Annotated in this window: 21 protein-coding genes; 10 read left to right on the top strand and 11 right to left on the bottom strand. The window is 60.6% G+C overall.

Annotated elements, in window-relative coordinates; translation table 11 throughout:
• Window positions 1–3: 3 nt before the first annotated feature.
• Window positions 4–1,602 (top strand): glutamate--cysteine ligase, encoded by a 1,599-nt coding sequence (gene gshA, locus AB5Y95_RS16605; protein WP_368161606.1) that lies wholly within the window; start codon window positions 4–6, stop codon window positions 1,600–1,602.
• A gap of 79 nt (window positions 1,603–1,681) precedes the next feature.
• Here gshA and AB5Y95_RS16610 read toward each other — a convergent pair whose 3' ends face one another.
• On the bottom strand, window positions 1,682–3,472 hold the full coding sequence (locus AB5Y95_RS16610; RefSeq protein WP_368161607.1) for a long-chain fatty acid--CoA ligase: 1,791 nt from the start codon (window positions 3,470–3,472) through the stop codon (window positions 1,682–1,684).
• A gap of 186 nt (window positions 3,473–3,658) precedes the next feature.
• Between AB5Y95_RS16610 and AB5Y95_RS16615 the strand changes: the two genes are divergently transcribed.
• The gene (locus AB5Y95_RS16615) at window positions 3,659–4,204 is read left to right on the top strand and encodes a hypothetical protein (RefSeq protein ID WP_010635100.1); all 546 of its coding nucleotides are present in this window, start codon (window positions 3,659–3,661) and stop codon (window positions 4,202–4,204) included.
• Between the two features lie 37 nt (window positions 4,205–4,241).
• Here AB5Y95_RS16615 and rimI read toward each other — a convergent pair whose 3' ends face one another.
• Window positions 4,242–4,691, bottom strand: coding sequence for a ribosomal protein S18-alanine N-acetyltransferase (gene rimI, locus AB5Y95_RS16620; protein ID WP_252602108.1), 450 nt, complete (start codon window positions 4,689–4,691; stop codon window positions 4,242–4,244).
• A gap of 50 nt (window positions 4,692–4,741) precedes the next feature.
• Complete coding sequence (locus AB5Y95_RS16625) at window positions 4,742–5,221, bottom strand: DNA polymerase III subunit psi (protein ID WP_216988696.1); 480 nt, start codon at window positions 5,219–5,221, stop codon at window positions 4,742–4,744.
• Between the two features lie 238 nt (window positions 5,222–5,459).
• Between AB5Y95_RS16625 and AB5Y95_RS16630 the strand changes: the two genes are divergently transcribed.
• Both AB5Y95_RS16630 and viaA read left to right on the top strand, forming a co-directional pair.
• Window positions 5,460–7,067, top strand: coding sequence for an ATPase RavA domain-containing protein (locus tag AB5Y95_RS16630; protein ID WP_026140972.1), 1,608 nt, complete (start codon window positions 5,460–5,462; stop codon window positions 7,065–7,067).
• Between the two features lie 52 nt (window positions 7,068–7,119).
• On the top strand, window positions 7,120–8,574 hold the full coding sequence (gene viaA, locus AB5Y95_RS16635) for an ATPase RavA stimulator ViaA (protein ID WP_099360193.1): 1,455 nt from the start codon (window positions 7,120–7,122) through the stop codon (window positions 8,572–8,574).
• Window positions 8,575–8,893: 319 nt separating this feature from the next.
• Here viaA and AB5Y95_RS16640 read toward each other — a convergent pair whose 3' ends face one another.
• The gene (locus tag AB5Y95_RS16640; protein ID WP_139396672.1) at window positions 8,894–9,094 is read right to left on the bottom strand and encodes a hypothetical protein; all 201 of its coding nucleotides are present in this window, start codon (window positions 9,092–9,094) and stop codon (window positions 8,894–8,896) included.
• 1,178 nt (window positions 9,095–10,272) lie between these two features.
• On the opposite strand from AB5Y95_RS16640, the gene AB5Y95_RS16645 reads away from it, so the two are divergent.
• From AB5Y95_RS16645 to AB5Y95_RS16655, 3 genes are all read left to right on the top strand, one after another.
• Entirely contained in the window at window positions 10,273–12,135 is a 1,863-nt protein-coding gene (locus AB5Y95_RS16645; RefSeq protein WP_368161627.1) for a diguanylate cyclase, read from the top strand.
• A 241-nt stretch (window positions 12,136–12,376) separates the two neighbouring features.
• A complete protein-coding gene (gene prfC / locus AB5Y95_RS16650) occupies window positions 12,377–13,966 on the top strand; it encodes a peptide chain release factor 3 (RefSeq protein ID WP_025202215.1) in 1,590 nt (529 codons plus the stop codon).
• A gap of 167 nt (window positions 13,967–14,133) precedes the next feature.
• Window positions 14,134–14,472 (top strand): nuclear transport factor 2 family protein, encoded by a 339-nt coding sequence (locus AB5Y95_RS16655; RefSeq protein WP_010635091.1) that lies wholly within the window; start codon window positions 14,134–14,136, stop codon window positions 14,470–14,472.
• Between the two features lie 168 nt (window positions 14,473–14,640).
• Here the strand turns inward: AB5Y95_RS16655 and AB5Y95_RS16660 are convergent, their stop codons facing one another.
• Together AB5Y95_RS16660 and AB5Y95_RS16665 are read right to left on the bottom strand one after the other, a co-directional pair.
• Entirely contained in the window at window positions 14,641–15,579 is a 939-nt protein-coding gene (locus AB5Y95_RS16660) for a GNAT family N-acetyltransferase (RefSeq protein WP_368161608.1), read from the bottom strand.
• Window positions 15,580–15,783: 204 nt separating this feature from the next.
• On the bottom strand, window positions 15,784–16,821 hold the full coding sequence (locus AB5Y95_RS16665; protein WP_337079640.1) for an alkene reductase: 1,038 nt from the start codon (window positions 16,819–16,821) through the stop codon (window positions 15,784–15,786).
• A gap of 188 nt (window positions 16,822–17,009) precedes the next feature.
• Between AB5Y95_RS16665 and AB5Y95_RS16670 the strand changes: the two genes are divergently transcribed.
• Window positions 17,010–17,576, top strand: coding sequence for a TetR/AcrR family transcriptional regulator (locus AB5Y95_RS16670; protein ID WP_368161609.1), 567 nt, complete (start codon window positions 17,010–17,012; stop codon window positions 17,574–17,576).
• Between the two features lie 391 nt (window positions 17,577–17,967).
• Here the strand turns inward: AB5Y95_RS16670 and AB5Y95_RS16675 are convergent, their stop codons facing one another.
• Both AB5Y95_RS16675 and AB5Y95_RS16680 read right to left on the bottom strand, forming a co-directional pair.
• Window positions 17,968–18,303 carry an endonuclease domain-containing protein gene (locus tag AB5Y95_RS16675; protein ID WP_368161610.1) on the bottom strand — a complete coding sequence of 112 codons (336 nt, stop codon included), beginning with the start codon at window positions 18,301–18,303 and terminating at the stop codon, window positions 17,968–17,970.
• 361 nt (window positions 18,304–18,664) lie between these two features.
• The gene (locus AB5Y95_RS16680) at window positions 18,665–19,618 is read right to left on the bottom strand and encodes a LysR family transcriptional regulator (protein WP_215269923.1); all 954 of its coding nucleotides are present in this window, start codon (window positions 19,616–19,618) and stop codon (window positions 18,665–18,667) included.
• 153 nt (window positions 19,619–19,771) lie between these two features.
• On the opposite strand from AB5Y95_RS16680, the gene aguA reads away from it, so the two are divergent.
• Window positions 19,772–20,869, top strand: a complete 1,098-nt coding sequence (gene aguA, locus AB5Y95_RS16685; protein ID WP_215269904.1) for an agmatine deiminase — start codon at window positions 19,772–19,774, stop codon at window positions 20,867–20,869.
• A gap of 256 nt (window positions 20,870–21,125) precedes the next feature.
• Complete coding sequence (locus AB5Y95_RS16690) at window positions 21,126–22,829, top strand: amidase (RefSeq protein ID WP_368161611.1); 1,704 nt, start codon at window positions 21,126–21,128, stop codon at window positions 22,827–22,829.
• Between the two features lie 95 nt (window positions 22,830–22,924).
• On the opposite strand, the gene AB5Y95_RS16695 is transcribed toward AB5Y95_RS16690, so the two are convergent.
• From AB5Y95_RS16695 to AB5Y95_RS16705, 3 genes are all read right to left on the bottom strand, one after another.
• Window positions 22,925–23,389 carry a CesT family type III secretion system chaperone gene (locus AB5Y95_RS16695; RefSeq protein ID WP_368161612.1) on the bottom strand — a complete coding sequence of 155 codons (465 nt, stop codon included), beginning with the start codon at window positions 23,387–23,389 and terminating at the stop codon, window positions 22,925–22,927.
• Window positions 23,390–23,498: 109 nt separating this feature from the next.
• Window positions 23,499–24,407, bottom strand: a complete 909-nt coding sequence (locus AB5Y95_RS16700; protein ID WP_368161613.1) for a hypothetical protein — start codon at window positions 24,405–24,407, stop codon at window positions 23,499–23,501.
• 309 nt (window positions 24,408–24,716) lie between these two features.
• Entirely contained in the window at window positions 24,717–25,751 is a 1,035-nt protein-coding gene (locus AB5Y95_RS16705) for an SMEK domain-containing protein (RefSeq protein WP_318164796.1), read from the bottom strand.
• Window positions 25,752–26,245 lie beyond the last annotated feature (494 nt).

Below are 26,245 nucleotides of genomic sequence, written 5' to 3' on the forward strand. Positions count from 1 at the left end.
AATATGACTACGACAAGCTTGTCACTCACCGAGTTGTTGACCGCCCTGGGTTCGCCGGAACGGCTGACCGCCCTCAAGGGGATCCGGCGCGGGATCGAACGTGAATGTCTGCGCATCACCCCACAGGGGACCCTGGCCCAGACCGATCACCCCAGAAGTCTGGGCTCGGCACTGACCCATGCCAACATCACCACCGACTACTCGGAGAGCCTGCTGGAGTTCATCACGCCGGCCACCGATTCCATCGACAGCCTGCTGGAACAGCTTGGCGACATCCACCGTCACACCATTCATCACCTGGGTGATGAGCGGATCTGGCCGCTCTCCATGCCCTGCTTCGTCGGCGACGAGGAGAACATCCGGCTGGCCCAGTACGGCAGCTCCAACATCGGCCGGATGAAGACCCTCTACCGGCAGGGGCTGAAGAACCGCTACGGCAGCCTGATGCAGGTGATCGCCGGGGTGCACTTCAACTTCTCCATGCCGGACAGCTTCTGGTGCGAGTGGCAGGAGCTGGTGTGCGAGGGGTGCTGCAGCCAGCGCTTCATCTCCGACAAGTACATGGGGCTTATTCGCAACGTCTACCGCTTTGGCTGGCTGGTGCCCTACCTGTTCGGTGCCTCGCCGGCCATCTGCGAATCCTTCCTCAAGGGGCGCAAGAGCAACCTGCCGTTCCAGAAGACCGGCAAGGGCACCCTCTACCTGCCCTACGCCACCGCCCTGCGGCTGTCGGATCTGGGTTACACCAACAGCGCCCAGGCTGGGCTCAAGATCAGCCACGACAACCTGCCGGCCTATGTGAGCAGCCTGCGCCGCGCCATCAACACCCATGATCCCGACTTCGCCAGGATCGGCGTCAAGGTGAATGGCGAGTACCGTCAGCTCAACGACAACGTGCTGCAGCTGGAGAACGAGCTGTACGCCCCGATCCGCCCCAAGCGCACCCCGCGCAGCGGCGAGAAGCCGTCCGACGCGCTGGAGCAGCGTGGCATCGAATACATCGAGCTGCGCACCGTGGACGTCAACCCCTTCACCCCGTACGGCATCGAGGTGGATCAGATCCGCTTCTTCGACCTGTTCCTGGTCTGGTGCCTGCTGCGCCCGTCCCCTGTGCTGGATGACGAGGAGATCGCCCGCAATCGCCGCAACCAGACCAAGGTGGTGCTGGAGGGGCGCCGTCCCGGCCTCGAGCTGGAGGACGAACAGGGCAACCTCATCGGCCTCAAGGAGTTCGGCCTCAAGCTGTTTGACGAGCTGGCCGAGGTCGCCGCGCTGCTGGATCGCTGCTGCGGCCGCAACCGCTATCGCGAGACCCTGGCGATGCACCGCGAGAAGCTGCTCAACCCCGAGCTCACCTACTCCGCCCGCCTGCTCAAGCAGCTGCTGGAGAGCGGCAAGGACAACGGCGCCTTCGCCGACGAGCTGGCGAGCCGCTACCGGGAAGAGATGCTGGCTGGCGAGCTGCAGTACTGGGACGAAGCCTATTTTGCCGGCGAGGCACGGGAGTCCCTGGCCAAGCAGCGGGAGCGGGAGCGCAGCGACAGCTTGTCGTTCGACGACTTCCTGGCCGACTACTTCGGGACCAGCAAGACCCCGGCCTGATGACAGGCAACAAAAAAAGCCGCTCTTGAAGCGGCTTTTTTATTTCCGGAAATCCGAGCGGTCTCAGACGTTGTTGTACTCAGACATGGTTATACATGGCCTCGATCTCGCTCTGGTACTTGGACTCGATGATCTTGCGGCGCAGTTTCATGGTGGGAGTCAGCTCACCCAGCTCCATGGAGAAGGCGCTCGGCAGCAGAGTGAACTTCTTCACCTGCTCGAACTTGGCCAGCTCCTTTTGCAGATCCTGAATGCGCGCCTCGAAGAACTCCACCACCTTGGAGTGGCGCAGCAGTTCGGTCTTGCACTGGTACTGCAGGTTGATGGAGCGGGCGTACTCCTCCAGCGACTCGAAGCAGGGCACGATCAGCGCGGAGACGAAGTGGCGGGCATCGGCGACGATGGCGATCTGTTCGATGAAGCGATCCTTGCCGAGGGTCCCCTCCACCAGTTGCGGTGCCACGTACTTGCCGTTGGAGGTCTTCATCAGCTCCTTGAGGCGCTCGGTGAAGTAGATGTTGCCTTCGCCGTCGAGCTCGCCGGCATCGCCGGTGCGCAGGAAGCCATCCTCGGTCATCACCTCGGCGGTGGCCTCGGGCTTGTTGTAGTAGCCGCGCATCACGGTGGGGGAGCGCACCAGCAGCTCGTTGTTCTCACCCAGCTTCACTTCGATGCCGCTGAGCGCCGTGCCGATGGAGCCCAGCTTGAACTGGCTGTCTTCGTAGCAGCAGACGGTGGCGGTGGTCTCGGTCATGCCGTAACCGTACTTGAGGTTGAGCCCCATGGCCTGGAAGAAGAAGTTCACCTCGTCGGCGAGGCGGGCGCCGGCCACCGGCAGGAAGCGGGTGCGGCCGCCGAAACGGGCGCGCAGCTTGCGAAACACCAGCCGCTCGGCGAGCCAGAGCTGGCCGTAGAGCAGGGGAGAGGCGGCTTTACCCGCCTGGCGGGTGGCGACCATCTGCTTGCCGACCCGGGTGGCCCAGCCGAACAGGGCCTGGCGCAGGCGCGGCGCCTGGGCGACGCGAGCCTGGATCATGGCGTAGGCCTTCTCGTAGAGGCGCGGTACGGCGCACATCACGGTCGGCTGCACTTCGCCGATGACATCCATTACCTTCTGCGGATCGCGGATGTAGACGTTCTCGGCGCCGCAATAGAGCACGTAGTAGGTCCAGGCGCGCTCGAACACATGGCTGAGCGGCAGCATGCAGAGCGACACGTCCTGCTCGTTCAGATCGAGGCGGCTGTTGTGCATCTCGAAGCAGGCGGCGATGTTGGCGAAATCGAGCATGACCCCCTTGGGCTCACCCGTGGTGCCCGAGGTGTAGATCAGGGTCAGCAGGTCGTCCATCCGGTACTGGCCCTCGCGCTCGCGCAGTGCCTGTTCGCTGGGCTGGTGATTGCCGGAGACCAGAAACGTCTGGAAGTGGCTCGCCTGTTGGCAGCCGCGCAGGTTGACGCTGCCGTCGAGGGCGATGAGCTGCTGGATCTCGCCGCTTTCAATGAGTTGCAGCGCCTGGTCGAACTGGGGCTGTTCGCCGACGAACAGCACCTTGATGCCGGCATCTTTGACGATGTAGCGCAGCTGATCCAGAGTGCTGGTGGGGTAGATGGGGACGCTGACGCCGCGGGCGGCCAAGATGCCGAGATCGGCCTGGGTCCACTCCGGCATGTTGCGGGCATAGATGCCGACCATCTCGGTAGGCTGGTGGCCGGCGCGGATCAGCGCCTGGGCGCAGTAGTCCATGGCCTGCCCCAGGGTACGCCAGCCGATGGCACGCCACTGGCCATCCTGTTGTACGCGCAGGGCGGCCTTGTTGCCAAGCCGGGCGATACGTTCCCGCATCAGTCGAACCAGGTGGTGTTTCGGCATCAGTCAGACATCCTCAAGTAACAGTTGTACGCCCTAAGGGGCACTGAAAAATCGCGCTGGAGTTTAAACTCTAAGATTACAGCTTACAAGTGTTCGCCATTTGTCTTGGATCACAAAGTCGTCAATTAGGGGGCGCTTGAGGCATGATGGTGGCTGACGTGTGGAGCCATTCAGGGAGGGAGCATAATGAGTGTCGGTATCAAGGGGGTGGTGACCGGGGTATTGCTGTTGCTGGCGGGGGCCGGCGGGCTCTGGTTTACGCTGGGAGGCACGGGTGGCGAGGAGGACAATCCCTGGCTGAGCGGCGCCGAAGGCTACGCCCAGGCGCAGCAGCTGGCCCTGCAGAAGGGCTATCCGCTGCTCTACGTGATTGAACGCGCCAAATGCCGGCGCTGCAAGCTGCTGGATACCACCCTGTGGCAGACAGAGGAGATGGCGCCTGTGCTGGCCCGGCTGGTGAAGGTACGCCTCAACCCGAATGCCGGGGATGGCAGCGAGCAGATACTGCGCCGCTTCCCGCAGGTGGCGACGCCGCCCGGCATCTATGTGCAGCAGCCGGGCGAGCCGCTCAAGCCCATCAAGATAGTGGTGGATATCCAGCAGATCTGGATGCCCGGGGTGACCTGGCAGCGCGGCTTCTTCATGCCGCTCTCCGCCGCCGGCTTCGAGGCAGTGCTGCACACTACCCAGAGCCTGCAGGATCCGGCCCTCGACAACGCGCCGCTGCTCTAGTGCTGCAGATGTAGTGCCGCAGATGTAGCGCGGCGGCTTAGCCGAAGTCGAACAGGCGGGACATCAGCACGGCATCTTCCCGATCCTGGCCGGTGCCATAGTAGTCGGCGCGTCGGCAGTACTCGGCAAACCCCTCGCTCTCGTAGAGGCTGATGGCGGTGCTGTTGCCGGCCCGCACCTCGAGGAACCAGGCCTCGGCCTGGTTGGCCTTGCTGCGGCTCAGGTACTCCCTGAGCAGCGCCCGCCCCAGCCCCTTGCCCTGAAAGTCAGGGTGCACGCAGATGTTCATCAGCGAGCTGTCGCCTGCCACCAGATCCGAGATGTAGAAGCCGGCCGGCTGGCCGTCGACCAGCAGCAGGCCGTTGAGATAGCGCGGCCCGAAGCAGGAGAGCAGGTTGGCCTGGCTCCAGGGCTCCTTGTGGGCAGCCTGTTCTATGGGGTAGACGAGCTCGAAATCGGTCTCGAGCAGGGGACGAAATTGCACCATGGTGGCTCCTGGTCGGGGCGGCTGAACGAAGAGAGGGTGGGGCTCGGCACTCAGCCGAGGCGCCCCTTGAGCTGCTGCCACAGGACCCGTTTCTGGGCCGGGCTGGGGGTGAGCGGGCAGATCAGAGCCTCTGGCCAGGCGGGATCGGCCGCCTCCAGCCAGAGCAGGGGCGGGGTGTGGCCGGCGGGCAGGCTGCTCAGCAGGCTGACCTCGTCGCTGCCGATGCCGAGCAACTGGCAGAGATCCGCCAGCAGACTGGGGGCCGGCAGCCGGCTCGCCAGGATCCAGAGCTTGCCGCTCGGCGGCTCGCTCGGCACGGCCGGGGCGGGGACCGCCTCCTGCTGACTTGCCTGAGTCTCATTGGCAGGTGCAGGCGCAGCCTGATGGCCCGCCAGCAGGGCCGGCCGGCGCAGTTGCCAGCTAGGGATGCCCATCCGGGCCAGTAGGTGTTGCCGCAGGCGACCGGATGCCTGGTCTGGTTGCTCGGGGACGGGTTCCCGCGCTGTGGTCAGCTGCACTGGATCTTGCATGGGCGATGACTCAGTCTTGATCTGCATTGATGAAAAAAGCTCTGCGCAGGGTACACTCGAACGCGTTTTGCTGCATCTTTTGCGGTATGTTTTAGCCAGGAGAGGCGCTCCGACGCCCGGCAACCGACCGGTGCGAGCCAGAGGCGACCTCCCGACAATACAACAAGCAGGACAGGGAACCTTCGATCGCGTCGCGGGTGTGCCGGTTCCAGACAACCCCAGTATCGGAAGTGCGCCTATGCCACCTTTAGCATCACAGAATCTTCGTCTCGCCCCCATTCACGAACGGCTGCCACGCCTGCTGTCGGCCCTCGGCGAGGGGCTTTACGAGCGCCAGGATGCCCTGCGGCTTGGTCTGCTGGCGGCCCTGTCCGGTGAGAGCGTGTTTCTGCTGGGCCCGCCCGGCATCGCCAAGAGCCTGATTGCGCGGCGCCTCAAGCTGGCCTTTCATGAGGCGCGTCACTTCGAGTACCTGATGACCCGTTTCAGCACGCCGGAGGAGGTGTTCGGCCCCCTCTCCATCCAGGCGCTGAAGGAGGACGGCAAGTACCTGCGGCTCACCGCCGGCTACCTGCCGGAGGCCGAGGTGGTGTTCCTCGACGAGATCTGGAAGGCGGGCCCCGCCATCCTCAACACGTTGCTCACCGCCATCAACGAGCGGCAGTTTCGCAACGGCGACAGCCAGCACCCCATCCCAATGCGGCTGCTGGTGACCGCCTCCAACGAGCTGCCGGCCCCCGACAGCGGGCTGGAGGCGCTTTACGACCGCATGCTGGTGCGGATCTGGATGGACCGGGTGCAGGAGAAGGCCAACTTCCAGGCCATGCTGGCCAGCGATGGTCAGTCCCATCAGAATCTGCCGCCCTCGGTGCAGATCCACGGCGACGAGTATCTGGAGTGGCAGGAGCAGATCGACCGGGTCCGGCTGCCGGACGACTGCTTCGAGCTCATCTATCAGCTGCGCCAGCAGCTCGACAGCCAGCTGGCCCACAGCTGCTACGTGTCGGATCGGCGCTGGAAGAAGGCCGTGCGGCTCATCAAGGCGAGCGCGTTTTTCAACGGCCGCGACGAGGTGGCCCCGCTCGATCTGCTGCTGTTCAAGGATTGCCTCTGGCATGACGAGGCCTCGCGCACCGCCCTGCTGGAGATGATGACCGAGTTCTCCCGCCTCTACGGCTATCAGCAGCTGACCATGACCCGTCAGCTGATGGGGCTGCGGGACAAGTTCAAGCAGCTCAAACAGAGCGTGGCCCAGCGCCTGTGCTGCAAGGCCAGAAAGCGCCAGCAGTGGTTCGGGCGCCGCGCCCGCGGCATCCAGATCCCGCTGGCCAACGCCCGCCCGTTCGGCAAGCTGGTGCACTTCCATCTGCTCACCCCGGCGGCGCTGGATGGCGACGATCCGGAGCGGCTGGTGGAGACGCTGGTGTTCGACCGCACCCTGCTCTCCCACTGGCACCCCACCGGCGAGTCGCTGGTGGGCTGGCCGCTTGGCAACCCCAAGGAGGGTCACTACGAGCTGGTGCTGGACGACGAGCTGCGGCTGCACGTGCTGGATCTGCAGCGCCAGCAGATCCCGCTGGTGCTGGTGGAGCGCACCCCCATTCCCGAGGTGGTGATCACCCCCTGGCAGGCGGCCCTGACCGAGCTGCTGGCAGAGGCCGGTGTGCTGGCGCAGGAGCTCAAGCGCCAGCGCAACCTGTTCGAGCGCCATCAGCAGCACCTCTTCATCGGTCGTCACTGGTTGCAGCAGGTGGAGGACAGCTTCTTTGTGCTGAACCGGGATCTGGATCAGCTGCGCACCGACATCAGCCAGTGGCACGACCGGCTGCCGCAGCTGGACGCCTGAGTCATGGCGAGCGCGAAGGGGGCGGTCGTGAGCCAGGCCAGCGGAGGTCGCCATGCTTGAGATTGGCATGATGGATCTGGGGCTGCTCATGGGTGAGGGGGAGCTGGCGGGCGAAATGGCGCTCTTGCTGGCCTCCACCCCCAAGATCTCCGAGTTCATCAAACGCTCCCCGCTGCAGGGCAAATTGCTGCAAAAGCGCATCCGCCGCTGGAGCGATCAGCTGGGGGAGGAGATGCGCCACAAGCCGGTGCCGGTGGCGCTGGAGCAGGAGTATCGCCTCTATCAGGCCCACAAGGGGTTGCCGCTGGCCGAGCTGATGGGGCGCCTGCCGGCCCTGCTGGACGGGCTTGAGCAGTACAGCCCCTTCGCCGGCGAGGCGCGCAGCCTGGTGCGCCAGCTGATGGCTCACCCCACCGACAGCCAGCGCCAGCTGCTGATCGAGAAGTGGCGCACCAGCCTGGTGGGCAGCCTGCTGCAGCTGCAGCAGCAGATCGCCGAGGCGGAGCGGGAGAAGCAGCGCCAGGAGATCGAAGATCAGCTGCTGGCGAGCCGTACCCTGGCTGATGCGCTGGACCCCAACCAGATCTCCGCCGGCGGGCTCTGGGATCTGGCGCAGGGCAGCTGGCACAAGCGCAGCCTGGTGCTGGTCAAGCAGTACGCCCGCATGTTGCAGCGCGAGCCGCTGCTGGCTGAGATCGCCAACCTGCTGGGGCGCAGCGAGCAGGACAACCGGGCCAACGACTCGCCGGTGCCACCGGTGCAGGTGCACGAGCTGGAAGAGGTGCAGACCGACGACGTGCCGGACGATCTGGTGGGCATCCACCCGGCCAGCGACCTGATGCGGCTCTTGCCGAGCGAGGCGGTGATGCTGGCGCTGCCGGAGCTGGAGCTGGAGTTCTACCGCCGCTATCTGGAGCGGCGCCTGCTCAGCTACCAGTCGCGCGGCACCCTGCCGCGCCAGCGCATCATGCTGCGCACCCCTGAGCTTGGCGGGCGGCAGCTGCAGCAGCGGGGGCCCTTCATCGTCTGCATCGACACCTCGGGCTCCATGGGGGGCTACCCGGAGGAGTGCGCCAAGGCGCTGTTTCTGGCGCTGCTCAAGGTGGCGATGGACGAGAAGCGGGGCTGCTACCTGATGCTCTTCTCCACCGAGGTGGCGACCCTGGAGATCACCGCCGACACCGGGCTCGACAAGGCGGAGCGCTTCCTCTCCATGAGTTTTCACGGCGGCACCGATCTGGTGCCCTGCCTCGAGAAGGCCCTGATCAAGCTGGATGACCCCGCCTTTGCCAGAGCGGACGTACTGGTGGTCTCCGACTTTATCGCCCAGAGCCTGCCTCACAGCCTACTGGATCGGATGAACCGCCAGCGCAAGCAGCAGACCCGCTTCCACGCGGTGGCCATGTCCCGCCACGCCAAACCGGCGCTGCTGCGGGTGTTCGACAACAGCTGGCTACTCGACTGCGGCCTGCGCGGTCGCCTGCTGCGCCGCTGGCAGCGCAACTAGATGTTATTCCTTTATCTTCTTAGATAGTTATCGCAAATTACCACAGTGTATTTTTCATATGTGATATGAAAAATTTGGGGTGTTAAAAATATATTTTATAATGAGGTGCATGATGGGGGTGACATTGTTTTTATATGTCCAATGAAGTAATATCCCAACCTCTAGATAATTATTTCACCTGCCAAAGGAAAGCTAAATAAATTAGCCTAGGGTCTTTACACTAACTGACATGTGATAGACAGAAGAAGGCATAGCTCCTCCTCTGTCTTTTAGTTTTATAGCATGCGCCAAAGGGTTAAGTTTTTCTTAATTCAAGAGTTTATATTAATGAAATAGAACGTTGTGACTTTCTTGCGACCCCCATGCGTGACGGATTCGCCAATGTTGCATTATCTTTTGAATACCTTGTTCGCATTTCACCGGTAAGAGTAAACAGGCGCGTGATAAATTCACTATCACGAATAGCTCCAGCCTCATGCATTTCCACCAACTCTTTAATTGATTTAATTTGATTTTTCATTTTATTTTTTCGCAAAGTAACTTTAATTAGTGGTTGATTCTGATGTTGATTCCTGAGGGAAACAACCAATTTAAATTACAACAATTAAGATGTATTGGCAATCTTAAATTCTCTAAAGAAATTTCGTGATAGCGTTACATTTGTGTTTTTTCTGAAATAGCCATAAAGTCACCCGTTTATAATCCTAAGTTACCGTTGTATATAGTACTTTCTGATTGATGAACTGTGGGCATTCAGCTTCATTTGCCGAGATCACGTGCGTCATGATTCCTCTCACTACATCGCTATAATTATGCCGATTGATTTTTAGACAGATAACTGTTTAAACCAGGTTGTCTCTTTTCCAATCAATGATAGTGTTACCTCGAAACCAGTTTTCAGCAAGCCAGTCCTTTTTTATCATAAATACAGCCATATTATTCTGGTTTTATTTTTCCATAGACTTGTATTCTTGGAAGATAGAGTCCTAGTTGCTTCATCTTTGTATGATAATTTCCCGCTTTGCGGCAGGAAACAGTGGTAGCGAAGCGGAAATTTGTATCAGTCATTGAAAAAATGGATTTTCGATATGTTATTTGAATTTATTTTAGTCAAGAAGTGATTGAGCTCATTCTGCGAATGAAAACTCTAACTCGACACCGAGATAATTTACGATAAAAAAGGGGGTTATACAGGGGATAGCCTTTGGAAAGGTTGAATCAAAGTCGCTGGAGTGTCTCCATACCTAATTGGCCGCTTTCCTATGTGCCCAAAAACTTAAGGGGCAAGTGTACTCTGGTCTACATTCGACGTGCCATTTTGTCATGTTATGTAGGAGGATAATTAACCGCTGATGGTTGGTTTCGCTGTCATATACTCCATCCAGCTTCTCCCGCGCATCGTCGGCGACCCGCCTGAGCCGTTCGTTCTCCTGCAGCAGCTTGTCGTAGGCCGCCTGCAGCTCCTGATATGTCATCAACCTGCGCTTCCCTGTGTTGGATGGCGCCTATAGTCGATGCTGATTTTCCATCTGTAAAGGGGCGCGTTCGGTCTGCGTGAGAGCCTGCCGGATCTGGCCTATCTCCTCTCTTTTTCCATGGTTGCTGTGTGTTGCTGCAAGGCGAGATATGATGGGGGGAGTGAGCATATTCGTGTACTAGCACCACCTGAGGGGAAACCGAACCGGCATGAAACGCATCATGACCCTGATCCTGTTGACGGGATTGTGTACGCCCCTCGCCTGGGCGGCCCGGGCGCCGCTGACCGAGCCCCAGCTCTCCCGCGAGCTGCAGCTGCTGGAGGAGGGGTTCCAGCCCGATCGCATGTTCCGGCTGCGCATCGCCGCCCTGGTGGCGAGCAAGGAGGCCTATCCCCCCGATGTGCAGGGGCGCATCGTGCGGCTGCAGTGCTGGGCCATGCCTTCCGAGTGGGACGACGAGTACCGTGCCGTGGTGGACTTTGCCGACCAGGAACTGGCCGGTGCCCGGGCCCGCAAGGACAGGATCACCGAGACAGGTCTGCTGGCCTGCCGCGCCTTTCATCAGCAGATGCTCGGCAACATGGAGCAGTCCAAGGAGGACTACCAGCAGGCGCTGGTGCTGGCCCGCCGGCTCGGTGATCGGGTGCAGGAGGCGGACATCCTCAGCTTGCGCGGCGACATGTACGCCTATCAGGGTGAGCTGGCGGAGGGGCTGATGGAGCTCATCGAGGCGCACAAGCGCTTCGAGTCGCTGGGGCTGGATGGCAAGGCACGGGAGGTGCTGGCCCAGATCGCCAACGCCTATAGGCGGATGGGGCTCTATGAGCGGGCCGAGGGGTATTTCGAAGAGCTGGCCCATGACTACAGTGCCCTGCGCGCCCAGGAGCCGCTGGTGAGGATCCGCTCCCAGCAGGGGCTGCTCTACTCCGAGATGGGGGAGTATGACCGGGCGCTGCCGCTGATGAAGATGGCCGAGCAGTTCTATCGCTCGCAGCAGAAAGAGGGGCTGCTGGCCTGGGTCCGGATCGAGATCGCCACCATACTGCTCAATCAGGGCAAGGTGACCGAGGCGGTGAGCAAGCTGCGCCAGGCTGACGCCATTTTGCAGGGGCGCGAGAGCTCCGACAGCGTCACCCTGGGTCACTGGCAACTGGTGATGGGGATGGCGGAGGCGGCGCAGGGCAACCCGACCAAGGCGCTCTACTACCTGGCCCACGCCGAACCCATCTTCGTCAAGGAGAAGAACCAGCGCTTCCTGGCGCGGGTCTACGAGGTGCGGGCGCGGATCCTGGAGCAGCAGGGGCAGATCAGCGCCGCCCTCAGCAACCTCAAGCTGTTTGTCGAGACCAAGCACTCGCTGGAACGGGTGCTCAGGGAGCAGCGCTCGTTGCAGATGCGCTTCGAGTTCGACCTGGCCCGCAAGGAGCTGGAGAACCAGGCCCTCAAGACCAAGCAGCTGCTGCAGGAGGCCAAGCTCAAGCAGCTGCAGGAGCGGCGCCACTGGCAGTACGTGGTGGTGGCCCTGCTGTTGCTGGTGATGGGCATGCTGGCGCTGCACCAGTTCAATCGCTCCCGCCAGATGCGCCGGCTCGCCATGACCGACGATCTGACCGGGCTGCACAACCGCCGCCAGATCCAGAACAAGGGCCAGCACTGGTTCAGACAGGCGCGCGAGCAGGGCAAGCCCTTCTCGGTGCTGCTGCTGGACATCGATCACTTCAAGCTGGTCAATGATCAGCTGGGCCACCACGTGGGGGATCTGGTGCTGGCCGCCGTGGCCAAGTGCATCGCCGCCCAGCTGCGTTCGCTGGACAGAGTGGGGCGCAACGGCGGCGAAGAGTTTCTGGTGCTGCTGCCCGACACCTGTCTGGACGAGGCGATGGAAGTGGCGGAGCGGATCCGTCATCGCGTCTCCCAGCTGCGTATCGAGGGGATGCCGGAGGGGCGTTTTGTCAACGTCAGTATCGGCTGTGCCCAGCAGGGGCCTCTCGACGAGAGCCTGGGGGGGCTGGTGCAGCGGGCTGACGAGGCCATGTACCGGGCCAAGCAGGCCGGCCGCAACCAGGTGATGCGGGCCGAATAGGGTGCACCACCCTGCAAAGCCGGGCTGGGTATTTTTCACTCGCGCGGGTATAATGTCGCGCAATTTTGCTTTGGCTCAGGCGAGAAGACCCATGTAACGCAACCCTCTTCCTCTCTCCACCGGTTGGTCTGATGCCCGCCCGAGTGGCCCGTTGCGTATCCATGCCGGACCGTGAGTCAATGCGGCATCCCGGAATTATTCCCACGGTGGCCAAGGTCGCCGCCCAATAGAAGAACGTTGAATTATGTCAGCTGAATTTCTGAGTGAAGTCTCCAAGAGACGCACTTTTGCGATCATCTCGCACCCGGATGCGGGTAAAACCACCATCACCGAAAAGGTTCTGCTGTTCGGACAGGCCATTCAGCGCGCCGGTACCGTCAAGGGCCGTGGCTCGGGCCAGCACGCCAAATCCGACTGGATGGAGATGGAGAAGCAGCGTGGTATCTCCATCACCACCTCGGTGATGCAGTTCCCCTACGCCGACTGCCTGGTCAACCTGCTCGACACTCCGGGTCACGAGGACTTCTCCGAAGATACCTACCGTACCCTGACGGCGGTCGACTGCTGCCTGATGGTCATCGACGCCGCCAAGGGTGTTGAAGACCGGACCCGCAAGCTGATGGAAGTGACCCGGCTGCGCGACACCCCCATCCTCACCTTCATGAACAAGCTGGACCGCGAAGTGCGCGATCCCATGGAGGTGATGGACGAGGTGGAGCGCGAGCTCAACATCATGTGCGCCCCCATCACCTGGCCCATCGGCTGCGGCAAGTCCTTCAAGGGTGTCTATCACCTCTACAAGGACGAGACCTATCTGTATCAGAGCGGTCAGGGCCACACCATCCAGGAGAAGCGGGTGGTCAAGGGGTTGAACAACCCCGAGCTGGACGCCGCCATCGGCGAGGATCTCGCGGCCCAGCTGCGCGGTGAACTGGAGCTGGTGCAGGGCGCCTCCCCCGAGTTCGATCACGACGCCTTCATCGCCGGCGAGATGACCCCGGTCTTCTTCGGTACCGCACTCGGCAACTTCGGTGTCGACCACATGCTGGACGGCCTGACCGACTGGGCGCCGGCCCCCATGCCGCGCAAGGCCGAGAGCCGCGAAGTGGTGGCGACCGAGGAGAAGTTCTCCGGCTTCGTGTTCAAGATCCAGGCGAACATGGACCCGAAACACCGCGACCGTATCGCCTTTATGCGCATCGTCTCCGGCACCTATTCCAAGGGCATGAAGATGCGCCACGTGCGCATCGGCAAGGACGTGAACATCTCCGACGCCGTGACCTTCATGGCCGGTGACCGGGAGCAGGCGGAAGACGCCTTCGCCGGCGACATCATAGGTCTGCACAACCACGGCACCATCCAGATCGGCGACACCTTCACCCAGGGTGAGGATCTGAAGTTCACCGGCATCCCGAACTTCGCGCCGGAACTGTTCCGCCGCATCCGCCTGCGCGACCCGCTCAAGCAGAAGCAGCTGCTCAAGGGGCTGGTGCAGCTCTCCGAAGAGGGGGCGGTGCAGGTGTTCCGTCCGCTCATCAGCAACGATCTCATCGTCGGTGCGGTCGGTGTGCTGCAGTTCGACGTAGTGGTCTCGCGCCTGAAGAGCGAGTACAACGTCGAGGCCATCTACGAGGCGGTCAACGTCGCCACTGCCCGCTGGGTGGAAGGGACCGACGTCAAGAAGTTCGAGGAGTTCAAGCGCAAGAACGAGGTCAACCTGGCGCTGGATGGCGGTGACAACCTCACCTACATCGCGCCGACCATGGTCAACCTGCGCCTGGCCCAGGAGCGTCACCCTGACGTCCAGTTCCGCCAGACCCGCGAGCACTGACAAGGGCTTGCCGACAGGCAGACAGGATAAAAAGAGACCCCGCTTCGGCGGGGTCTCTTTTTGGATGGCGAACAGGGCGCGGATGGGGGGAGCGCCGCCGTCACCGGTCGACAAGGGGAGCAATGCCCCCTATAAAGGGGGCTCACACATGATTCAGGGAGTGATGCATGTCGGTCGAACTGCCCGTCGAGGCACAATTTAACGCTTACAACGCCCATGATCTCGAGGCCTTCCTGGCCTGCTTCTCCGATGCGTTCAAGGGGTACCGGATGCCGACGGAGAGCCCGGGCACAGTGGGCAAGGAGGCGCTCAGCGCCTTCTATGCCGAACATCGTTTCAACAACCCGGCCCTGCGGGCCGAGCTGCTGGCGCGCACCGTCATCGGCAACAAGGTGTTCGATCACGAGTTGATTTATGGCCTCTCCCCCGAGCCCATCGAGAGCATGGCGGTGTTCGAAGTGGAGGCCGGCCTTATCAAAACGGCTTGGTTCTACTTTCCCACCTGACAGGCACCCAGCTCCCCAGTCTGCCCTGGCCTGATCACAAACGCCGTTCATTGATACAGGATGACGTCAGGCCTCGCTCTTCATGCCCCTTCGCGCCACTCGCCGCCCGGCTCTGAGCGACAGGCAAACAAAAGGGCGGCACCAGGGCCGCCCTTGTTCATCCGGTCTTTATGCCTCACGCAGGGTCTCGTTGGCGGCGAGCGCCAGCACCATGCAGATCTCGCAGGCATCGTGGCCCGTGCTGCCGAGCGGCCCCGGCAGGTGCTCGAAGCCCAGGGATTCGTAGAGCGCGGTGGCCTCGCGCAGCACGGCGGTAGTCTCCAGGTAGCAGCGCTGATACCCGAGCGCGCGTGCCTCGTCCAGCGCCTGCAGTACCAGTCGCCGTCCCAGCCCCAGCCCGCGCAGGGAGGGCATGAAGTACATCTTCTGCAGCTCGCAGACTTGCCCCTCTTCCCCCGCCAGCGGCGCTATGCCGCCCCCGCCCAGAATGGAGCCATCGGGTCCCTCGATCACCCAGTAGCGGCTGCGCTCACCCAGGTAGGTTTCATGGAGAAAGTCGAGATTGGGATCCGCTACGCCGTAGCCCTTGTCGGCGGTGAGGCCGTATTCGGCGGAGACGGCGCGCACCACGGCAGCGATGGCAGGGTTATCGGCCTGGGTGATGGGGCGAATGCGATAGCCCTGCTGGCGACGGGCGCGGGAGAGGGCGCTGCGATAGAGGCGCAGGCCTTCCCACAGCTGCTCGCGCTCGGCGAGGGTGAGCTGGGCCAGGGTCTCCTCCATGGCGCTGTCCATCTCCTGATGCAGATCCAGCAGCTGGGCCTGGCCGGCGATGGTGAGGCGCGCCTCCTTGCTGCGACCATCGGACGGATGGGGATGCCAGCTGATGAGCTCGCGCTCGGCCAGGCGGGCCAGCGGGCGGCTGGCGTTGGACTTGTCGATGCGCAGCCGCTCCGCCAGTTGCTGATTGGTGGCGGGGCCGCTCTCCAGCTCGATCAGCAGATGGGCTTCGAGCGGGCTGAGCGCCAGTTCGCCGCACTGTTGGGAGAGCATGCCGAGTTCGCGAACCAGATCGCGCGACAGGGCGCGCAGGGGGCGGGGATCCATATCAGGGCTTCCTATTTGGTTGTCATCAACAACCAATATAGCCAACTAGTTGTTACTAGCAACTTTTTATTGGGTTCGTGAGGGATCACAAAACCGGCGGGTATGACAAGCGGGCACAAAAAAGGGCCCGAGAGGGGCCCAAACATTGGAAACCCGCGCGAGGGCGCGGATCCCATCCTTGGTCAGGCAAGGTGCCGGCGAGCGTTAGACCAGCTCGGCCAGCATGGTGTCGGCATAGGGCACCAGGGCGTCGCCCTGTTTCACCTTGGCGAGGTAGTCCGGGTTGGCGATGAGCGGGCGACCGATGGCGACCAGGTCGAAGCGGTCGGCCTCGATGGCCTCGGCTGCGGTCTCGGCGCTGTAGTTGCCTACCCCTACCAGATGACCGTCGTAGCGGGCGCGCAGGTAGTCGGAGGCGCGGCCGTCCAGGTAGTCGAAGGTGAGGCTGTCATCGAAGATGCCGAGGTGTACATAGGCCAGGTTGCGCTGGTTCAGCTCGGCCAGCAGGTGGTCGAACACGGCGCGATCCCGGGCATCCCCTTCCAGGTGCACATAGGCGCCGGGGGAGAGGCGCAGGCCCACCCGATCCCCGCCGATGCGGGCATTGATGGCATCCACCACCTCCAGCGCGAAACGGCTCATGTTCTCCGGGCTGCCACCGTAGTTGTCGGTGCGCAGGTTGCTGGCGTGGTGCAGGAACTGATCGATGAGGTAGCCGTTGGCACCGTGGATCTCCACCCCGTCAAAGCCCGCTTCGATGGCGTTGGCGGCGGCCTGGGCGTAATCCTCGACCAGCTGGGCGATTTCGCGCTCGGTCAGGGGGCGCGGCACCTGATAGACCAGCTCGCGCATGCGCGGCACCGTGCCCTCATGGGCGACGGCAGAGGGGGCCAGCACTTCGGCGTGGTGGAAGAAGGGGTGGGAGAGACGACCCACGTGCCATAGCTGGGCGAAGATCTTGCCGCCCTTGGCATGCACGGCGCCGGTCACTTTCTTCCAGCCGGCGATCTGCTCGGCGCTGTAGAGCCCCGGGGTATTGGGGTAGCCCTGGCCGTCCGGCCGGATGATGGTGGCTTCGGAGATGATGAGGCCGATGTCGGCGCGGCGCGCGTAATAGGCGGCCATCTGTTCGGTGGGCACCAGACCCGGGCCAGCCATGCAGCGGGTGAGGGGAGCCATCATGAAACGGTTGGCCAGGGTGAGGGTGTCGTTGAGGCGATAGGGCTGAAACAGGGTATTCATGATCGTCTGTCCTGAGGGAGTGATTCTTGAACGTGCATTCAAGACGTTTTTTGTTTTGTGTGCAAGTCTTTTTTGAACGAGCATTCAACATGGGTTGGTGTTGCCGTCCCGCTGGGGTAAACTTGCCGCCCTCTTATTTCCCCTCACCGGTCCCAGGCCGGTGAATCCGCTTTTTCAACGGAGAAACCATGCGCAGCGCCGAGTTCAACCGGGACGACGTCTTGCGAAATGCCATGGAGGCATTTCGGGCCAAGGGTTACACCAAGACCACCATGCAGGAGCTGGTGGCGGCGACCGGGTTGCATCCGGGCAGCCTCTACGCGGCGTTTGGCAACAAGCGCGGCCTGCTGCTGGCGGCGGTCGACCACTATGTGCAGGAAAAGAGCGCCCTGCGGCGCAGCTTCTTCGCCGCCGCGAGCCCGCTGGCGGGGGTGCAGGCCTACCTCGAGCAGGTGGTGAACGATGCCCTCTGCGGCACCTGTCTGGTGACCCGCACCCTGATGGAGCTGGCGGAGCAGGATGAAGAGCTGCACCTGAAGCTCAAGGCCATCTATGGCGAGCTGGATGCGGATCTGGCCGCGGTGCTGAGCCTGGCCCTCGAGCGCGGCGAGCTGGCGGCCGGGCGCGACATCCCGACCCTGACCGCCTTCCTGCTCATCAACATCCAGGGCCTGGTCACCTTCGCCCAGTGCCGCCCCGACCCCGTCCTGCTGGGGGGCGTGGTCACCCAGTTGATGACGGCCCTGCGGGCGTAATGCGCCACCCAGAAACAACCATGGCTCTCGCGGGAGCCATGGTTGTTTCTGGGGATGTCACGCACAGCTGGGTTGTTTGCTCCCTTCTCCCCTCGCGGGAGCCATGGTTGTTTCTGGGTATGTCACGCACAGCTGGGTTGTTTGCTCCCTTCTCCCCTCGTGGGAGCCATGGCTGTTTCTGGGGATGTCACACGCAGCCGGGTTGTTTGCTCCCTTCTCCCCTCGCGGTAGCCATGGTGGTTTCTGGGGATGCCACACGCAGCCGGGTTGTTTGCTCCCTTCTCCCCTTGTGGGAGCCATGGCTGTTTCTGGGGATGTCACACGCCGCCGGGGTGTTTGCTCCCTTCTCCCCTCGCGGGAGAAGGGTTGGGGATGAGGGGGAGGGCTCTGCTCAGCGCAATGAGAGCAAAAGAAGTTCCAGTACGGCCTCCATCCGACTCAACACATCGTTATTCCACACCCTGATCACCCGAAAGCCCTGCTGATTGAGGTAGGCCGTTCTTGCGCCATCATATTGCCGCCCCGCCGGTTCGTTGTGCTGTGACCCGTCTACCTCGATGATCAACCTCTGTTCAAGAGAGATGAAATCGACAATGTAGGGCCCGATGGGCATCTGGCGACGGAATTTCACCCCTGCCAGACGGCGGTCGCGCAATTGCTGCCACAGCTTCTGTTCGGCAAGGGTGGCTTCTCTCCTCATGCGTTTGGCAAACGGATGGGTCTGCATGGTGCCTATCCAGAGCTATTTGACCCTATTAGATATAGCCATTCCCCGGTCTGGTGACTGAGTGGGTGGCGTCCCCTCACCCTGACCCTCTCCCAGAGGGAGAGGGGACAGATCGAGTGACAGTGATCATCTTGTCGATCATCTCGGGCTTGAGTGGGGTTTTGTGACAATGAACGGATGAACGAATGAACTGATGAACTGATGAGTCGATCGTTGTGGGATGGATATGTTTCGCCCCGGCAGGTAGGTGGGTAGGCAGGCTGGCAGGCTGTCAGCCATGTCGCGAGTGGCACAGAACCAGCCCCCTTCTCCCCTTGCGGGAGAAGGGTTGGGGATGAGGGGGAGGGCACACCCAGCCGTGTTACTCCGGATTCACCAACTCCTTCATCAGCGCCTTCAACCAGATCAACGCCGGTTGCTGCGCGTGAACGGGATGCCAGACGCAGTTGAGGTGATAATCCGGCACATCTTCGGGCAGCGGCAGGCTTTTCAGCGGCCAGTGGCTGGCGAGCAGCTCGGCCACCATGCTGGGCAGAACCAGCAGATGATCGCTCTGGCTGACGATGGCGGCGGCGGACATATAGCTCTGGCTGTTGACTGAGATGGTGCGACTGAACCCCAGCGTTTTCAGATAGCGATCCAGGCTCGCCTCCGAGGTACCGAGGGGCGAGTGGAACACATGGGGCATCTCGATCAGCTGCGACAAGCTGATGCGCTCGGCCGGCAGCGCCGGGTCATCCCCACTCTCTGCGAGCGCCGGGGCTGCCATCGGCAGATCGGCGCGCACCAGCCCGGCCAGCGGCTCGGTGAGCCAGGTCTCCTTGCCCAGATACCCCGGCACCTGCATGTATTCGTCAAAGCCCAGCACGAGATCTATCTCGCCGCTTGCCAGCTCGGCTTCGGGCAGGGTGTCGCGCAGGATGCGGATCTCGATGGTGACCCCGGGCGCCAGCCGTTTGAGGCGCTGGATAAGCGGCGGGATCAGCACGCACTCCACGTAATCCGTGGTGCAGAGCACGAAGCGGCGCTTCGACTGGCTCGGCTCGAACACCTCCTCGTCGCTGAGCTGCTGCTCCAGCAGCCGCAGCGCCTGCTGCACTCCCAGGTGCAGCCGCTGGGCGCGCGGGGTCGGCAGCATCCCCTGCGGGGTGCGCACCAGCAGCGGATCGCCAAAGAAGGTGCGCAGACGATTGAGCGCATGGCTCATGGCGGGCTGACTGATAAAGAGGGTTTCGGCGGCGCGGGTGACGCTGCCTTGCGCCATCAGGGCGTCAAAGGCGAGCAGCAGGTTGAGGTCGAGCTGGTGCAGTTTCATCAAGATTATTTGCCAGGCTTATGGGACAATCCATCCTATTCATTTGATGGATGTGAGCGCAACTTCTTACACTGTGACCACTGTTATTTTTCCAGGATCCCCGCGCGGCGTTTTCACGCCTGCGGGGTCTCAATCCATGCAAGGAGCCTTGCGATGAGCATCAAGACCATGAACACCACGCCGGCCGCTGACGGCTTCACCATGCCCGCCGAGTGGGCACACCAGCAGGCCGTCTGGATGATCTGGCCGTTTCGCCCGGACAACTGGCGTGAGGCCGGTCGCTTCGCGCAAGCCACCTTCGCCAAGGTGGCGGATGCCATTGGGCAAGCCACCCCGGTCTTTATGGGGGTGCCGGCCCGGTTTATGGAGCAGGCTCGCGCCATCATGCCCGCCCACGTCACCCTGGTCGAAATGAACAGCGATGACTGCTGGGCCCGTGACAGCGGCCCCACCGTAGTCACCAACGCGGCCGGCGAGTGCCGTGGGGTGGATTGGGGCTTCAACGCCTGGGGCGGCCACAAGGGCGGTCTCTACTACCCTTGGGATCAAGACGAGCAAGTGGCGGCCCAGATGCTGGCACAGCACGGCATGGCCCGTTACGATGCGCCGCTGATCCTGGAAGGGGGCTCCATCCACGTCGACGGCGAAGGCACCTGCCTGACCACCGCCGAGTGCCTGCTCAACGAAAACCGCAACCCGCACCTGAGCAAAGAGCAGATCGAAGCTCACCTGCGCGACTATCTGGGCGTGAAGAGCTTTATCTGGTTGGACGAAGGCGTCTACATGGACGAAACCGACGGCCACATCGACAACATGTGCTGCTTCGTGCGCCCGGGTGAAGTGGCCCTGCACTGGACTGACGACCAGAACGATCCCCAGTACGAACGCTCCGTGGCCGCCCTCAAGGTGCTGGAAGCGGCGGTCGATGCCAAGGGGCGCAAGCTGAAAGTGTGGAAGCTGCCCCAGCCGGGCCCGCTCTACTGCACCCAGGAAGAGTCTGCCGGTGTCGAGAGCGGTACCGGTGTGCCGCGCGAGGCAGAAGGCCGTCTGGCCGGTTCCTACGTGAACTTCCTTATCACCAACGATCGCATCGTTTACCCGCTGCTGGATGCCGCCACCGACGGCGAAGCCCAGCGCATTCTGGAAGAGATCTTCCCGGAGCACACAGTGGTCGGCGTGCCGGCCCGCGAGATCCTGCTGGGCGGTGGCAATATCCACTGCATTACCCAGCAGATCCCGTCCGGCAAATAAGAACCGGATGACGATCCTGCTGCGAGGCCGTGATCAAGGCTCATGTGCTGCTCGGAATCCTCATGTATTTACATACACTCCGGTTCCTGTGCTGCTCTTCACCTTGCTGACGGCCTCTCGCGACGGGTCGTAAACCGGTTCCGGTGAGTATTCAAAACCCCACGCCGTGGGGTTTTATCTATTGATGACGTGATGGTCGCAGGCGCTGATGCGGCGATCATCATGACAAACAGTCACCCTTTTACAGGAGATCCCCATGATCGAAGTGACCGAGGTTTCCATTGCCGAGCTGCGTGCCGCGCTCGAATCAGGCCGCACCACAGCGGTCGAACTGGTCAAGGCCTATCTGGCCCGTATCGAGGCCTACAACGGCCCCGAGACTGCCACCAAACTCAACGCCGTGGTGGTCGCCAATCCCGATGCGCTGAAAGAGGCGCAAGCGTCTGATGAGCGCCGCGCCCGTGGCGAAACCCTGGGGCCGCTCGACGGCATCCCCTACACCGCCAAAGACAGCTATCTAGTCAAGGGGCTGACCGCCGCCTCCGGCAGCCCGGCCTTCAAGGATCTGGTGGCCCAGCGCGATGCCTTTACCGTTGAGCGGCTGCGCGCCGCCGGTGCCATCTGCCTTGGCAAAACCAATATGCCGCCGATGGCCAATGGCGGCATGCAGCGCGGTGTCTATGGCCGTGCCGAGAGCCCCTACAACGCCGACTACCTGACCGCGCCGTTTGCCTCCGGCTCCTCCAACGGTGCCGGTACTGCCACCGCCGCCAGCTTCTCCGCCTTTGGTCTGGCGGAAGAGACCTGGTCGAGCGGCCGTGGCCCGGCCTCCAACAACGGTCTGTGCGCCTACACCCCGTCCCGTGGCGTCATCTCGGTGCGCGGCAACTGGCCGCTGACTCCGACCATGGATGTGGTGGTGCCTTATGCCCGCACCATGGCCGATCTCTTGGAAGTGCTCGACGTAGTGGTGGCCGACGATGCCGATACCCGTGGCGATCTGTGGCGCCTGCAGCCCTGGGTGCAGCTGCCCAAGGCCTCCGAAGTGCGTCCGGCTTCCTATCTGGATCTGGCTGCCAAGGCCGATGCCCTCAAGGGCAAGCGCCTCGGCGTGCCGCGCATGTTTATCAACAAGGATGAACTGGCCGGCACCAGCGAAAACCCCGGCATCGGCGGCCCGACCGGTCAGCGCATCCATACCCGCGAGACCGTAATTGCCCTCTGGGAAGATGCGCGCAAGGCGCTGGAAGCCGCTGGCGCCGAAGTCATCGAAGTGGACTTCCCGCTGGTCTCCAACTGCGAAGGAGACCGACCCGGTGCGCCGACCGTGTTCAATCGCGGCATCGTGAGCCCGGAGTTTCTTAATGACGAGCTGTGGGAGCTCTCCGGCTGGGCGTTCGACGACTTCCTGCGCGCCAACGGCGATCCCAAGCTCAACAAGCTGGCCGATGTCGATGGGCCGAAGATCTTCCCCCACGATCCGGGCACCCTGCCGAACCGCGAGGGCGATCTGGCGGCGGGCATGGACGAGTACGTCAATATGGCCAAGCGTGGCATCAAGCGCTTTGACGAGATCCCCACAGTGCCGGACGGCCTGCGCGGTCTGGAGAAGACCCGCAAGCTGGATCTGGAGGACTGGATGGACGGGCTCAAGCTCGACGCCGTGCTGTTCCCGACCGTCGCCGACGTCGCCCCGGCTGATGCGGACGTGAATCCGGCCTCCGCCGATATCGCCTGGAGCAATGGCATCTGGGTTGCCAACGGTAACCTCGCCATTCGCCACCTCGGCGTGCCGACCGTCACCGTCCCCATGGGGGTGATGGCCGATATCGGTATGCCGGTAGGGCTGACCTTCGCCGGTCGCGCCTATGACGACAATAACCTGCTGCGCTTTGCCTCGGCCTTCGAGTCCACCGGCAGCAAGCGTATGGTGCCGCCACGCACGCCGCCGTTGGGGTGATTGCGTTAGTGTCCTGTCCGCGAGGTACCAGGGATAAAGAGAGAGGGAGGCATCATGCCTCCCTCTTTTTTTCGTCCATTTTCTGGCTGTGGTCATCACACCCGGATGTTCTGGCCCGTGTCCATCTCGCTCTTGGTCATATGCGGGGTCTGCTTCTCTTGGGACAAGCTGGCCTCCCACTCGTGGGCCTTCTCCAGCAGATCGGCGAGGCTCTCCCTGATCTGTTGCGGGCGATAGTTCCCTAGCGCGATCTGGGAAAAAAATGATACCCGCTCGGTACCGGGATAGATGCCGACCCCGTAGCCATGGCGCAAGGGGGCAAGAGCATGCTCGCCAAAACGCAGGAACAACTCGCGGGATAGACGTTCTGGGAGATCGCTCGCCGTGGTCACCGAGAGCACCAGCGCCATCTCGTTGGGTTGAGCCACGATATTGACCACAAAGGGGGCGGTCGCCTCCTCTGCTGCTCGCTGGATCTCGAATGTGCAGACGCCGTTTTCATCGAAGGCCAGCGGTTCGACCGACAGCTCGGCCACGATTTTCTGATAGATATCCAACACAACACTCCAGTCCGGTTGCCCGGTCGTCTTCGAAGGGGCAGGGCAAGATCACAAAGAGACGGCCCCGCCGCCAAGCGGGCAGGGCCGTCATCCATATTCACGGCAAGGGTTACACCTTGATATTGAGTGCTCGGCCCTCTTCCAGCTCGAACATCCGGACATCGCTCACCGGATTGTCGTTAAAGCGCACGCTGTTCTTCATCTTGGTGGTGGCGTTCTTCCCGTCCGATGAGCCAGTGCTTTCATCGATCGCCGGTGAGGTCTCGTTGGCGCGGGTGTTTGCCTCGGTCAGGGCATCCAGCTCGGCGCTGGCTCTTTGCTCAAACAGCTGGCCGAAGCTGCGATTGAACTCGGCATTGACCTTGGTGTTGAACACCTCCGACTCCTGACTCTGCACCTTCAATGCCTCTTGCAATGCCTTGGGATCGTTACTCAGCGAGGTGAACAGCGTATTGGTCTGCTCGATGGCACGGGAACTCAGCAGGCCGAAGATGGCGTCTCTCCCGTTGATAAAACTGGAGAAGTGCTCCATGGCAAACTCCCGGGAGGAATCGCTCATGGCTTCAAGACCCAGTCGATTCTTGTTGGAGTCGGTAACATCTGCCAGGGTTGCCGTTTTGGGGTCGCTGCCCGGCTTCAGATATTGGGCATCGTTCTTGAATTCGCTGATGGGCTGGTTAAAGGCTTGCTGCACAAGCTTCTTGATTTGGCCGAGTTCAGTCAGTTGCCGCTGCACCTCAGACTGAATTTGAGTTGCCCGGGTGGTGAGTGCACTCTCCCCCTTGGTGGTGGCTCGGCTAAAGAAATCGACCACCGCATTTTTGATGCGGCCCAGCGTGCTTAAATGGGCCAGGTCCCGCTGTACGGAGACATCCCCACTCTTGCCGATATGAATGGTGTACTCCTTGCCTTCACCCAGATGAAGGGCAAGCTTCTGATTGCTGCCGGGATTGACGTTGGCGAGCAGCAGGCTGTCGATAGCCTTCAACATCCCCGGGGTAGCTCCATGAATAGCCATGACCTTGGTTCCTTATCTCACTACAAGCGATACATCTGGCCTGCATCATACCCGTCAGTGAAAACGCCGTTTATTAGCCATGGTTGCACTATTTTAGTTTGGTGCTGACATGCGTCGGTCGCGCCTATGACGACAACAAGCTGCTGCGCTTTGCCTCGGCCTTCGAATCCACCGGCAGCAAGCGTATGATGCCGCCCTGCACGCCGCCGTTGGGGTGATTGCGGTTGAGGAACTAAATACTTCTGGTTAGTTTTTATTTAATGAGAGATAAAGCCCACCAACATCGCTGGTGGGCTTTATCTATTTTTTCTATGTGAAATCCGAGAAATCCAAACTGACTATTACTTTTTCCAAATTAATACTGTTTTTTTCTACAAAGTCCATAAACTCCCAAGTAAATTCATGGCTTTTGGCTTTCCTAACAGTATTAATGTACCATTCAGCACTTTTTTGACATTCGTCAGGCTCATGTAACACACATAAATCAGCGTTTACTAAAAGGCGAAGTTCACCTTCCATATCTGGGTATTTACAAATCCTCTGTAAGTAATCAGTGTTGATAAATCTCTTTGTGTCATCCCATTTTCCACGAGCAAGAAGGAAGGCATAGAACTGTCTGGTAATTCTTGGAAGATTTTTCAGCGTTATAATAAAAAATTGGAAATCCTCTGTAACATCTTGTTCACTGATACCGTATTCTTTACCTAAACCTATCGGTTCTTTTTGAAGATATTTATAATAGGTTTTAATTCCTTCGAACTTAGCACTAGGAATTTTCTCAACGAATTCTTCTATATTCGTTTGGAATATTCCGTTTTCGTCAGGGATTTCCAGCTCAATCTTGACTCTTGCAACTTCCTTACTTACAAGGAGATGCAAAGATTGAAGCTGTGCAATTGGAAGGGACAAGACCTTCTTAAAAACGTCACCAATATCTAGGATATGCTCGTCAGCGATGAAGCTAAATGGCTTTGCTAATTCAGTATCCAAGGTGTAGCTACCCTGTTTTTCTTGCAAGATCAATACATAAACTTTCTGGAATTTATCGACCTGTGTTGCCGCTTTTCTAAGAGTCTCATTGACCTTCTCTGAAGTCTTTGTGGAGGTCACCTGAAAGGCAACTTTGGCTTTTTCATCCCCCAAGTCCAAACCTGGATTGTTTGAGCGCTCTTCATTGAGATTGATTAGGTTGTAGCCATAGACAATATTGAGGACTTCTTTGAAGAAGTCCTCAAGGTAGCGATTCAGATCAAAAAGCTGAAGACCTGCTCGGTTTTTGACTTGTTGGGAAACTGCGGTTAGTTCATCAATGATCTGACCAATAAAATAACCTCTTGTAATCATTTTGTTTCTGTTTCCTTATATTAAATATTGAGCATTCAAAGAGGTAAGTTTTTCATGTATATTAAATTCCTAGTTTCCTTGGAACTGATTTATATAAACATAATTTTCATGTAAAACTCAGTAGGTGGAGTTTGTCAGCAACATTTATGTTTGATTAATCGTGATCATATCAATACTCATATGAGTTTTATAGTTTTTTCATAAGGGCCGTAGATTAGAACAGGGCCGTAGCTTCGAATAGAGAAGAAAATTAAGGCGATCGAGGATAGGTCGTGACTGAGAAGCCGCTGAAATCCAGAGTTTCCTGCCGGTCTTGTAATGAACTCAGTGCGCGGCGGTAAACGGACGATTACGCTGCGCTAATCGACCCTACATGATGTGGCTTATTCCTACCTCCCCCTTATCCCCGGCCCTTCTCCCCTTGTTTGTGATCAAGAGTGGGAGAAGGGGGCAAATATGCGCCTCTGATTTGGTCTGGCAACCGGGCTTTGGAA

It is taken from the genome of Aeromonas sp. R5-3 (assembly GCF_040908225.1).
GTDB lineage: Bacteria > Pseudomonadota > Gammaproteobacteria > Enterobacterales > Aeromonadaceae > Aeromonas > Aeromonas dhakensis.

Excerpts from the sequence above, each read along its gene's own strand:
- AB5Y95_RS16640 (WP_139396672.1), bottom strand. The coding sequence starts at position 9,094 with ATGAAAAATCAAATTAAATCAATTAAAGAGTTGGTGGAAATGCATGAG.
- rimI (WP_252602108.1), bottom strand. The coding sequence starts at position 4,691 with ATGGTGCAATTTCGTCCCCTGCTCGAGACCGATTTCGAGCTCGTCTAC.
- AB5Y95_RS16705 (WP_318164796.1), bottom strand. The coding sequence starts at position 25,751 with ATGATTACAAGAGGTTATTTTATTGGTCAGATCATTGATGAACTAACC.
- AB5Y95_RS16700 (WP_368161613.1), bottom strand. The coding sequence starts at position 24,407 with ATGGCTATTCATGGAGCTACCCCGGGGATGTTGAAGGCTATCGACAGC.
- AB5Y95_RS16615 (WP_010635100.1), top strand. The coding sequence starts at position 3,659 with ATGAGTGTCGGTATCAAGGGGGTGGTGACCGGGGTATTGCTGTTGCTG.
- gshA (WP_368161606.1), top strand. The coding sequence starts at position 4 with ATGACTACGACAAGCTTGTCACTCACCGAGTTGTTGACCGCCCTGGGT.
- aguA (WP_215269904.1), top strand. The coding sequence starts at position 19,772 with ATGAGCATCAAGACCATGAACACCACGCCGGCCGCTGACGGCTTCACC.
- AB5Y95_RS16630 (WP_026140972.1), top strand. The coding sequence starts at position 5,460 with ATGCCACCTTTAGCATCACAGAATCTTCGTCTCGCCCCCATTCACGAA.
- AB5Y95_RS16680 (WP_215269923.1), bottom strand. The coding sequence starts at position 19,618 with ATGAAACTGCACCAGCTCGACCTCAACCTGCTGCTCGCCTTTGACGCC.
- AB5Y95_RS16690 (WP_368161611.1), top strand. The coding sequence starts at position 21,126 with ATGATCGAAGTGACCGAGGTTTCCATTGCCGAGCTGCGTGCCGCGCTC.
- AB5Y95_RS16670 (WP_368161609.1), top strand. The coding sequence starts at position 17,010 with ATGCGCAGCGCCGAGTTCAACCGGGACGACGTCTTGCGAAATGCCATG.
- viaA (WP_099360193.1), top strand. The coding sequence starts at position 7,120 with ATGCTTGAGATTGGCATGATGGATCTGGGGCTGCTCATGGGTGAGGGG.
- AB5Y95_RS16660 (WP_368161608.1), bottom strand. The coding sequence starts at position 15,579 with ATGGATCCCCGCCCCCTGCGCGCCCTGTCGCGCGATCTGGTTCGCGAA.
- AB5Y95_RS16645 (WP_368161627.1), top strand. The coding sequence starts at position 10,273 with ATGACCCTGATCCTGTTGACGGGATTGTGTACGCCCCTCGCCTGGGCG.
- AB5Y95_RS16655 (WP_010635091.1), top strand. The coding sequence starts at position 14,134 with ATGTCGGTCGAACTGCCCGTCGAGGCACAATTTAACGCTTACAACGCC.
- AB5Y95_RS16675 (WP_368161610.1), bottom strand. The coding sequence starts at position 18,303 with ATGCAGACCCATCCGTTTGCCAAACGCATGAGGAGAGAAGCCACCCTT.
- AB5Y95_RS16625 (WP_216988696.1), bottom strand. The coding sequence starts at position 5,221 with ATGCAAGATCCAGTGCAGCTGACCACAGCGCGGGAACCCGTCCCCGAG.
- AB5Y95_RS16610 (WP_368161607.1), bottom strand. The coding sequence starts at position 3,472 with ATGCCGAAACACCACCTGGTTCGACTGATGCGGGAACGTATCGCCCGG.
- AB5Y95_RS16665 (WP_337079640.1), bottom strand. The coding sequence starts at position 16,821 with ATGAATACCCTGTTTCAGCCCTATCGCCTCAACGACACCCTCACCCTG.